7 protein-coding genes are annotated in these 11,492 nt (G+C 36.6%); 6 read left to right on the forward strand and 1 reads right to left on the reverse strand.

Annotated elements, in window-relative coordinates; all coding sequences use genetic code 11:
• Positions 1-494 precede the first annotated feature (494 nt).
• The 5 genes from NTX22_11675 to NTX22_11695 all read left to right on the forward strand — a co-directional run bounded on the left by NTX22_11675 (position 495) and on the right by NTX22_11695 (position 8,129).
• On the forward strand, positions 495-3,518 hold the full coding sequence (locus NTX22_11675; protein ID MCX6151177.1) for a TonB-dependent receptor: 3,024 nt from the start codon (positions 495-497) through the stop codon (positions 3,516-3,518).
• Between the two features lie 102 nt (positions 3,519-3,620).
• On the forward strand, positions 3,621-5,696 hold the full coding sequence (locus NTX22_11680) for a hypothetical protein (protein MCX6151178.1): 2,076 nt from the start codon (positions 3,621-3,623) through the stop codon (positions 5,694-5,696).
• 56 nt (positions 5,697-5,752) lie between these two features.
• Positions 5,753-6,685, forward strand: coding sequence for a PorV/PorQ family protein (locus tag NTX22_11685; GenBank protein ID MCX6151179.1), 933 nt, complete (start codon positions 5,753-5,755; stop codon positions 6,683-6,685).
• On the forward strand, positions 6,682-7,404 hold the full coding sequence (locus NTX22_11690) for a hypothetical protein (GenBank protein ID MCX6151180.1): 723 nt from the start codon (positions 6,682-6,684) through the stop codon (positions 7,402-7,404). Before NTX22_11685 ends, NTX22_11690 begins: the two co-directional genes overlap by 4 nt.
• Before the next feature lie 5 nt (positions 7,405-7,409).
• Positions 7,410-8,129 (forward strand): hypothetical protein, encoded by a 720-nt coding sequence (locus tag NTX22_11695; protein ID MCX6151181.1) that lies wholly within the window; start codon positions 7,410-7,412, stop codon positions 8,127-8,129.
• A gap of 10 nt (positions 8,130-8,139) precedes the next feature.
• Here the strand turns inward: NTX22_11695 and NTX22_11700 are convergent, their stop codons facing one another.
• Entirely contained in the window at positions 8,140-8,586 is a 447-nt protein-coding gene (locus NTX22_11700; protein MCX6151182.1) for a C-GCAxxG-C-C family protein, read from the reverse strand.
• A 139-nt stretch (positions 8,587-8,725) separates the two neighbouring features.
• Here NTX22_11700 and NTX22_11705 point away from each other — a divergent pair, with 139 nt between their 5' ends.
• Positions 8,726-11,347, forward strand: a complete 2,622-nt coding sequence (locus tag NTX22_11705; protein MCX6151183.1) for a valine--tRNA ligase — start codon at positions 8,726-8,728, stop codon at positions 11,345-11,347.
• Positions 11,348-11,492: the final 145 nt, after the last annotated feature.

Here is an 11,492-nt window from a genome sequence, read left to right on the forward strand (position 1 = left end):
CCCGTGGCTGTCGTATAAGAAAATGAACTCATTAAATAATCTGTGTACAGTTCTAAGAGTTCTTTTTTCATCGCATACCTCTGATTTTTGTCACCAGAAATTTAATACCTTTCTTTCTCTTTGCGTAAGGTGAGTTATTAAATTAGTTTTTGAATCTTAAATGTCGATTACCCAGCAAGTGTAAAATACTAGAAATTGCTTAATTGCTAAATTACTTTTACAAAACATTCATAGAATTAACAATTCCGAAATAAACAATTTATCAATGCAACAATTAAACAATGTATCAATAGCGCTTTGGCAATGGACTTGAACTTACCATTTCTTATTCAACAAACTTTTAACTTTAAACAGAGAACTTGTTTTTTACATATTTTATTTTGATTTTGCGGCAGTAATTTGAGATGACTTTATCTTCTTGTTAGAAAATAAAGCCGAACATTTCAGTTCCTTCTAATCAGAGTATAATTAAAAACTCTTTTATGTTTAAGAAAATGAAAACCAGAATTATGTTACATCAAATCAAAAAAAATTTTGTTTTGTTGGTAATAATATTGTGTACTACAAATCTCATCTTTGCTCAGAAAGGTAAGATTTCCGGAAAAATTCTTGATGATAGAACCAGTGAAACATTAATTAGTGCAAACATTGTTCTTGAAGGAACAAATCTCGGTGCAACTTCAGATGTTGATGGTCGTTATACAATCCTTAATATCAGTCCAGGAAAATATTCGGTTACAGCAAGTATGATTGGTTATGGTAAACTTACAAAATCCCAGGTTGAAGTTTTTATTGATAGAACAACTGATGTAAGTTTCCGGCTCAAAGATGTTTCAATTCAGTTTCAACAGGTTACAATTGTTGCGGAAAAACCAAAAATAATAAAAGATCAAACTTCTACTGCAAACACTATGGATGATGAACAGATTAAAGCAGCGCCTATTGAAGGATTACGAGGCGCATTGGACTTGTCTTCCAGTTTTCAGAAAGATGATAAGGGGAATTACTCGGTTAGAGGATCCGGTTCTTACGAAATTAATTTTCAGGTAAATGGAATTTCACAATCACAATCCATAACAAGCGCTCCTGCAGGTGGAGCGGGTGTTGATAAAGCAGACAATTCTTATAAGTATGATGTCAATCCTCTTGCAGTTCAGCAGGTGCAGGTTATATCCGGTGGCTTCTCGGCTGAATATGGAAATGCACAAGCTGGGATTGTTAAAGTTGCTTTAAAGGAAGGTACACCAAAATTCAGCGGTGAAGTAAGATTTGAATATCGCCCTGAAGGACAATATCATTTTGGAAATTATTTATATGATCCTTCAACAAATTTTGAATGGAAAACCTGGGGACAATTAAATTACTGGACAGATAGAATGTATAATAATGTCGGTAGCCCACTTTATGATTTAAATAGAAATCTGTTTGAAAAAATAAAATCGGGGAAAGGTACATCCGCAGATACCGCTTTAGCCAACCGCACGATGGAATGGGCTCATAACCTGTGGCTTAATAATCATACTCCTTCTGAAGAAAATCAGCTTGGTGTTTATGATTACAGGCAACATTCTTACAAGCGTTTTATGTTTGGATTTGGCGGACCATTGGGGAAGAATCCTGATCTACTAAAATTTTACTTTGCTGGTGAGTACAGAAATAAACCAACACGTTTGCCAACTCCTGAACGGGATCAGGTTTATCAATATTATACTTTAACTTTAACATACCAGCCTTTTACTGCACACAAATTTAAATTTATGGGTGCACTGCAAAAATACCGAGGTGGTTTATGGTCTGGCTCCGATGATATTCGCTGGGCTGGAATTCCGTTTGTACCTGGCGGCTCTTCTTCCAAATATCGTGTAACAACAGACCCGGTTAGAAGTGAACAAACTATTACACAAAGTCTTAGCTGGATTTATACAATTAGTACAAGCTCCTTTTTAGAAACAATAATTAATAATCAGCAGGAAAGATTTGAAATTCCTTATGTTACTGCACCCAGTTATGATCTGGAAGCTGATCGTGCAGATAGTTTAACTGATCCGCGTGGGTTTGTGCTGCCAAGAGGATTATGGTATGATTCAGAATACACGCAACCATTTAGTTTCAGCTCAATTTATTATCAGGATTCCAGGAACAACCATTGGGGAGCAACAATTGATTACACAAATCAAATTACCAATTCCAATTTATTAAAAGCAGGATTTAAATTTTATTACTGGGACTTGATGAACAATGCGGTGAATTCAAGTTTTCAGGCAAACACTTATGTTACGCGTTCAGGTTTTGCAGAATTTTATCGTGCTTATCCTTATAATGTTGCCGCATATATTCAGGATAAAATGGAATATGAAGGGATGATTGCTAATGTTGGAGTAAGAGTAGAAACTTATAATTTCCAGCAAGGTGTTTCATACGATCAATTTGATCCGTTTTATCCGGGCACTGGTGCCGAACCTTTTGTTGGAGTTCCGACTACAACTTCAAGCGAATCTAAATATATTGTTCTACCAAGAATCGGAATTTCTTTTCCAATCGGGGAAAACACTGCATTCAGAATTCAATATGGTCACTTTGCATCAATGCCCAGTTTTGCCCAGGCGTATTCGCAAAGAACAAATGCAGGATGGAATAACATTGGTAATCCAAATCTGGATTACAAGAAAACAATTCAATATGAATTCGGGTTACAGCAGGTTCTGGATGATAGAAACCGTATTGATATTTCAATTTATTATAACGATAGAGTAACACAAATTGGTACCCAGAGAATTGCCGCCATAACCGGTAACCACAACACAACCAATGTTGGATATTTACCGGACAACACTCCATTATATCCTTACACATCTTTTGCAAATAATGGATTTGGATCAACTGTTGGAATAGAAATTATTTTTGAAAAAGTTGGTGTGGGCAATTGGGGTTACCGGCTAAGCTATAATATTTCCCAAACTACTGATGGCAACTTTGGAGCCTCAATTGTATATCCTGGTGGTTTACGATATGAACGGAGAGATTTTACCGGTGAGTATGTTTCATACAATGATCGTACCCATAACTTCAGAGGTTATCTTCAATATCAATTCAAAGAGGAAGATGGTCCCGAGATTTTTGGAATAAATCTTTTAAGCAATTCTTTATTTGGATTAACTTATACAGCGCAATCAGGAACACCATTTACTTATATAACAGAGTTTAATCAAAAATCGCAGCTTGCAATAAGGAATAACCGGCGCTATCCTCTGGAATCCAACTTCGATTTTAATTTCCAGAAAACTTTTAAATCTTATGGAATGAATTTGATTTTAGGTATAAGAGTTATGAATTTGTTCAACAATAAAATATTAACTCCAATGGATACAGAAGACGATTTAAATAATTGGATAAACGATACAATTACGATGGATGATCCGGCTGATAAACCGGATAGAAAATCGTACAGAATTGCTTCGTTCAAGACGTACAAGAATATACCAAGACAAATATTCTTTTCACTTGGAGTAGGATTTTAGGAAGCAATAAATAATAAACAATTATCAATCCACTATTTTTTTTGTTTGAATTTGTTTTTTGAAACTTGTTTGTCTTTTGGTCTCGCATTGCGGGATTGATCTTTGGAATTTAAAATAAATAATATCATTACTATGATTAGAAAATTTCTAATATTGATTTTACTTTCAGCCACAAATTTTGCACAGGTTGATGCTCCTTCTCAGTTTTTTAACAGGGGAAAACTTTGGCAAAGCGTTTATACTGCTAAGAATGGTCCTAAATATAATGCTTGGTCTAGATCAGGTGTTGGGCTGGATTGGCCTGGCTTTGACGCAAGCTGGATCGTTGAAGATATTGGTGGTGCGCCATCTTATTTAGTTACAGGTGGGCTTTATATCGGATGCAAAAAAACCAACGATAGTGTTTTGGTTGCTGATGATTGGAGCATGTATGGCGAAGTATCCGCCGATCAGGGATCAAAATATTTATTGACAAAGCACACCCATCTTTTTAAGAACGGAGAAAATTTCTGGCTGCAGAAAAATCCAAATATGGGAGAAGAAGTAATACAATCTATTTGGGAATATAATGTTGGTTACACTCCAAGTTATGGTGTTGAACGGCAGCTTCCAATCAGAGTTACTAAAACTTCTCAGAACTGGAGCGGTTCCAAGCGGGATGAAAATTATATTATTCATGAATATGTTATTAAGAATATCTCCAAAGAAATTAAAGACCACCTCGATCCGGTAATTGATGCAAAGAGAATTAAGGCAATTGCTGATACGTTAAAAGATTTTTATGCTCTTCTGAATTATGCAATGCATTGCAACTCGCGGGCTTGGGCTGTTAACTTTCCAACTGAACCACCGGGCGCCAAAAATACCTGGTTCTTTTACGAAGCTAATAACAATCTGATTTATGGTAAAGCTGATGATTACAAGAAGACTACAACAACTGAAGTACCATTCGGCTATTCAAAAACACAAGGTATAATTAAAGATGGTGTACCGCAGGGAGAATATCTTGCACCCGGATTTGTAGGTGTAACATTACTTTACTCTTCACCAAATAAGCAGGGGCAGACAACAAAAATTGTTAAATATGGATGGGCTGCTGGTGATCCATCTTATGATCCGGGAGGTGCTTTTGTAAACAAGGATACAGAAGAATCACAGTATAATGTTTGTATGGATCCAACTACTGCAAAGAATTATATAGTAAGTCCTTCCGATACTGCATATATGCGGAAAAGCCGGATGTGGTCATTAATGAACTGTGGTCCATGGGATTTAACTCCTGGCGATTCTATAGTGATTGCATTTGCAGAAGTTGTTGATGGTGTTGATTATAATTTGGCTGTTGATCCAACGAATACTTCCAAAACAATTCAGGATGTGGGCAAAAAGAATTTTGATAATTCTGTTAAAGAAGCAAAGCTTACATACGATAACAAATACCGGCATCCAAATCCTCCCGGCGCTCCAAAGTTTACAGTCGATTTTTATAAGGAAAGAAAAAAGTTTGTAGCTAACCAAATTGTATGGGGAACGGATACGGAAAATTTAACTGATCCGGATGCTGGAACATCAGATCTTGCCGGATATAAATTATATAGATCAAGCTTTCTCCCAATTGGTCCCTGGAATTTAATAGCTACCATTAAGAAAGATGATCCATTAAATTTTGATGGAATAAATTATCGGGTAGTCGATTCATTAGTAAGCATTGGAAGTTATTACTATTATGCTTTAACCGCGTACGATACCGGTAAGGCAAGCTGGTTGATAAATCCTGCAGCAATCTTTCCGGAAACAAAATCAAATAAGGTTCCACCTTTAGAGTCTTCCATATTTGCTAATAGAATGACAACGCCATTTTTATCCACGCTTCCTCCATCATCAAGTATAAGTGAAGTGCTGGTTGTACCGAATCCATTTGTATTTGGCGCAGGGGATACGCAGTTGGCAGGTTCGGATGAAATACAATTCGTTAACCTTCCGAATCCTTGTACAATTAGAATTTATACTGTGCGGGGTGACTTAGTAAAAACTATCGACGTGGCAGAAGGTGTGGGCGGAATAGTTTCCTGGAATCAGTTAACAGATTTCGGTCAGTTCATTGAAAGCGGAGTTTATGTTTTCCATATAGAATCACCATCCGGGAATAAAAAAGGAAAATTTGCAGTTGTTAGATAACCAAACTTGTACGGGTTAAAGTCCCGGCTGTTTTAAGAACAAATTTTATATTGATAATGAAAAAAATAATTTTAAGTTTATTTATACTCACTTCTATTGCAACAGCTCAGCAGGATTTCAAAAAAACATCTACAAGCGGATTCGTTTTTTTAGAAATTCCTATTAGTGCAAGAACAGCCGCGCTGGGAGAGACTGCTATTGCGTTAGACGACATGAATTCCGATGCAATATTTTCTAACGCCGGCGGGCTTGGATTCAGCAAACAAAAACATTGCTTGTCTTTATCCTATTCACCTTGGTTTGCAGATATTAAAAATTATGCGGCAAGTTATTCCTTCAGTTCAGAACTTGGCGTTATAGCTGTCGGAGCAATTTTGCTTGATTATGGTTCAATGCCCCGCACGGTTAAAGCTGGTCAGCGCTTGTATGATATTCAGGGAACGTTTAATGCCGATGCTTTGGCTTTGATGGTGGGCTACTCTAAAATGTTAACTGATAGATTTTCATTTGGAATTGCTGTTAAATACGCACGCGAGAAAATTGATGTGTACTCGGTTAACAACATGTTGTTTGATGGCGGCGTTCTTTATTATACCGGTTTGTCATCACTAAGGATTGCGGCTACCATCCAAAACTTTGGAACCAATGCAAAATATATAAATGATGAGTTCAGAATGCCTTCCTGGTTACGGCTTGGTGCCGCTGCTGAGGTATTTGGTGATTTTAATTCTGATTACCGTGTAACTACTTCTCTGGAATTGGTTCACGCCAGTGATAATGATGAACGGATAAATGCAGGAGCAGAAGCCGCATGGAAAAATATTTTAATTATTCGCGGCGGATACAAATTTAATTATGATGAAGAAACTTATAGCCTTGGTATTGGGCTAACACCTCCGGGAGTTCCGGCAAAATTTGATGTTGCATATGCAGATTATGGCAGGTTAGGTAACATTCTCAGATTCACAATACAACTTGGTATGCTATGAGAATCAAATCATTATTAATATTACTCGCTGCTTTTTTTGTAAGCCAAAGCTTTGGGCAGATTCATTCAATAAATCTTTCCGGAGCTTTTTCCCAACCGATGTCAAAAAGATTAAAAGTAAACAAGATAAATGCATTAGGAGGAGAAGCTACTGTTAGTTTTGATCTTTATAAAGATTATCATGTTAATGTTTCTTTTGGATATAATTTATATAGCGTTTCACAGGATTCCGCTTTGGAAAAATGGAATTGGGTTTTCTGGCTGCTGCGCTATAAAGGAATTGTGAATGATGCGCTTGCAAAGTACAGTTACCTTAAAGCCACACTTTCACCTGTTCAGAAAATGGACTTATATCCTTTGTTTGTAACTGCAAGTGCGGATTTTGAACTCATTGAAAATATTCACGTTGGTGCGCAGCTTGGCGGTGGAGTTATTTTTTATACCAGAAGATTATATCTTCATGAAAGCTGGCAGAAATATTTCAGCACTCTGGATTATGAATTCAAATATGATTATTACAATTTTGCGGATCCAAAATCGGGAAATCCCTTTGCTTTGGTCGGTGGTTTGAATGTCGGTTACGAGTTTCTTGAAGGCTTTGTTCTGGATGCTGGTTTTAAATATGTGTACATACTTAAAACCGAAGGTAAATATGGTTACAATGAACTTCCGATGAGTGATTTACTAAATATTAAACTTGGATTAACATTCCTTTATTAATTCTTATGAAAAAACATTTACTTCTCATACTACTATTTATCATTGCGGCGCAGACTCCTGCACAGAAAAATACTTTTATTGCTGGTGCAAGCGGATCATTATATTTTCCCGTTTCTCTTCTTTCAAGTCGTTACAAAAGTACTGTTGGTGGGGAAATATATTTAGGACAATCGATAAGTGAAAGCTGGACCTGGACTGGCAATCTAGAATATTTCAAATTTGATAAAGTAAATGAAGGCAGGCTTTTCATAACACGTTCGGTTTCCTTTTATGAAAACGGAAAATCAATTGAAAAAGCATTTAATATTCCTTTAAGTAAATTAGTAATGGAGTTAGAGATTGCTGGTCTTTCTGCACAGGCTACTTACAAAGTTTATGAAACAAATATGATTAAAGCTAACATTGGTTTTGGATTCGGTGTTTATAGATGGAAAAACGTCCGCGATGCTTATAATGATTCTATGTTTGTTGATACCTCCGGAACAGGGGGCAAAAAATTAGCGGAAGTTTTAAAGGTTCCTTCTAATACACAAGTGGATTGGAGCGGTGGATTCAACTTAGGCGCGTCCATTGAAGTGAAATTGTTTGAGCCTGTTTGGTTAAAATTATCAGGCGATTACAAAACAATAATTGGGGAACTCTGGCAAACACTTTCACTTGATATGGAAAATGTTAGTACACTACAGATGTTTCAAATTAAACTTGGAGTGCTTGCAAGATTTTAGAAGAACAAATCTAAGCTTTCAATTGTAACAGTTCTTCGACAATCTCGGCAGCATCTTTAACCAATTTTGGGCAAACAGTTTTAAAACGATTTGATTCTCTTGCTTGTGCTAATCCTTCTTCAGTTGATAAATCGAAACCAATCAACTCAAAGCAGTGGATAGAATTATTTAAAGCTTTAAATCTTTTTGCAAACTCCGCAACAAGTTCGTAAGTCTTAGCTTTCGCTTCGTTATCATCAACCTTTATCTTTCCGTGCTTTAATCCTATAACCATAAAAGCTCCGGTAACTGCGCCGCAAGTTTCTCCAATGTGTCCCATTCCTCCACCAAAGGCACAGGCAATTTTTAATGCAGATTCTTTATCAAGTCCAAGTTCTTCGCAGTAGGTTGAAATGACCGCCTGAGAGCATGAAAATCCGTTTTGAAAACATTCGATTGCAATTTCTGATTTGCCCATCTAATTCCCAGATTATTTGTGATGATTTATTCTTCCGAAATTTATTAAAATAGCCAAACGATTCAAAGCCAAACACCAGTAAACATTCTTCAATTTTCACTATATTTGGATCAAAAATTTTCTAAAAGCAGAGATAAAAATGTCCATCAAAGAAGTGAATGAAATACCAAAAGCATACAATCCATCAGAAGTTGAAGACAAGTGGTCCGCCTACTGGGAGAAGAAAAAATTATATCATTCCGAAATTGATAAGAGTAAAAAACCATATACAATCGTAATCCCTCCGCCAAATGTTACCGGCATTTTAACAATGGGACACATTCTGAACAACACAATCCAGGATGTATATATTCGTTACAAAAGAATGCTGGGCTTTAATTCCTGCTGGGTTCCGGGAACAGACCACGCATCGATAGCAACAGAAGGAAAGGTAACAAATTTTCTTAAAGAAAAAGGAATTACCAAGAAAGAAATTGGCAGAGATGAATTTATTAAACATTGCTGGGAGTGGACAAAAAAATACGGTGGAATAATTACAAGTCAATTAAGAAAACTTGGTGTTAGCTGCGATTGGGACCGTGAACGATTTACAATGGATGATCATTATTACCATAAAGTGATTGAGGCATTTGTTGATCTTTACAAGAAAGGGAAAATTTACCGGGGCTACAGGATGGTTAACTGGTGCCCGGTTTCTAAATCGGCAATATCTGATGAAGAAGTTAATTACAGGACAATCCAGGGTAAACTTTGGTACTTCAAATATCCGGTTAAAGACAGCAATGATTTTGTGGTTGTTGCAACAACACGTCCGGAAACAATGTTGGGTGATACCGGCATAGCAGTAAATCCAAACGATGAACGCTACCAGGAATTGATCGGAAAGAAAATAGTTCTTCCGATTGTTGGTAGAGAAATTCCGGTTTTTGCAGATGATTACGTGGATATAAGTTTTGGTACCGGTGCGGTTAAGGTAACTCCAGCACACGATGTTAATGATTATGAAATGGCAAAGCGGCACAACCTTGAAATAATAAATATTCTTAACGAAGATGCAACGTTAAACAAAAATGTTCCGGATGAGCTTCAAGGACTGGATAGATATGAAGCAAGAGAAAAAGTAATCTCGATTTTTGAAGAAGAAAATTTAATTCATAAGATTGAAGATTATACAACAAGTGTTGGATATTCTGAACGGGGCGGTGTGCCGATTGAACCGTATCTTTCTGAACAATGGTTTTTAAAAATGGGTGAACTTGGAGAACCAGCATTAAAAGTTGTTCAGGAAGGAAAAGTAAAATTTCATCCGGACCATTGGGTAAAAACTTACGAGCACTGGATGTCCAACATTCGAGACTGGTGTATATCGCGCCAGCTTTGGTGGGGGCACCGGATACCGGTTTGGTACCACAAACAAACCAATGAAATTTATTGTGATGTCAATCCGCCGGCTGATGTTGCAAACTGGAGACAGGATGAAGATGTTTTGGATACCTGGGCTTCCAGTTGGTTGTGGGCGCACGATGTTTTTGTAACTGAAGAAGAACAAAATTATTATTATCCAACCGATCTTCTTGTTACCGCTCCCGACATTATATTCTTTTGGGTTGCGCGAATGATTATGGCTGGATTAGAATTCAAAAAAGATATTCCTTTCAGCGATGTTTATTTTACAAGTATCATCCGCGATGTTCAGGGAAGGAAGATGAGCAAATCTCTTGGTAATTCTCCCGATCCTCTTGATGTAATTGCAGAATACGGCGCAGACGCGTTGCGGTTTACAGTCCTTTATCTTGCTCCGCTTGGTCAGGATGTTCTTTTCAGTTCTGAGAGATGTGAGATTGGAAGAAACTTTGCAAATAAAATTTGGAACGCAGGAAGATTTTTGTTGATGAATGCCCAGTCAATTCCAATAAATCCTGAATTGAAAGATAAACATCTTGACTTTTCAGATAACTGGATTATGTCGCGGTTCCAGAGTACGCTGCAGGCAATCAACCAATCAATGGATAATTTTGAGATAAACAATGCCACAAAAATAATTTACTCTTTTGTTTGGAATGACTTCTGCGATTGGTATATAGAAATGATGAAAAGCAGGTTATATGCGGATGACGAAGAAATAAAATCAGCAGTTTTAACTCGCGCTATTACACTTTTTGAGGAAATGTTAAAACTCGTCCATCCATTTATGCCATTTATAACTGAAGAGATTTGGAATCTACTTGCCGAAAGAAAAGATGGTGAAAGCATTTCTATAGTTGATTTTCCAAAGTTCAATTCCAGTTTGATAAATTCAAAAGCAGAAGATGAATTTACATTTGTTGAAGAACTGGTAACTGCGGTTAGAAATATACGTGGAGAAATGAACATTCCTCCATCAAGAAATATTGATGTGCATTTAAGAGGAAACGAACTTACAGAAAATCAAAAATCTTATATTAAAAAACTTGGCAAAGTAGAAAACATTTTTGCGGATAAAAATCTACAAAAACCTCGGGCATCAGCTTCATCAGTTGTAAAAGGAAACGATCTTTTCATTCCATTGGAAGGAGTAATTGATCTTGATATTGAAAGAGGCAGACTACAGAAAGAGATAACCCGGCTTAAAGGAAGTATGGTGGGTGTTGAGAAAAAATTATTGAATGAAAATTTCGTAAAGAATGCTCCTTCCGAAGTTGTTGAAAAGGAAAAACAGAAAAAGTCGGATTGGGAGGAGAAGCTATCCAAGCTAAAGACTCTTTTAGAAGATCTGGAATAAATATTTAACTCACCTTACGCAACCCGATGCGTATAGTTATATTTTTTAGAATTTCATAGCGAAAGAAACTTTGAGATTTTCCAGTTGATTAAAAGCTGCACGATTTGCAGTAAGATACAATTTAGCTCGCAATGCTGTTGGGTTC

The sequence above is a fragment of the Ignavibacteriales bacterium genome, assembly GCA_026390815.1.
GTDB lineage: Bacteria > Bacteroidota > Ignavibacteria > Ignavibacteriales > SURF-24 > JAPLFH01.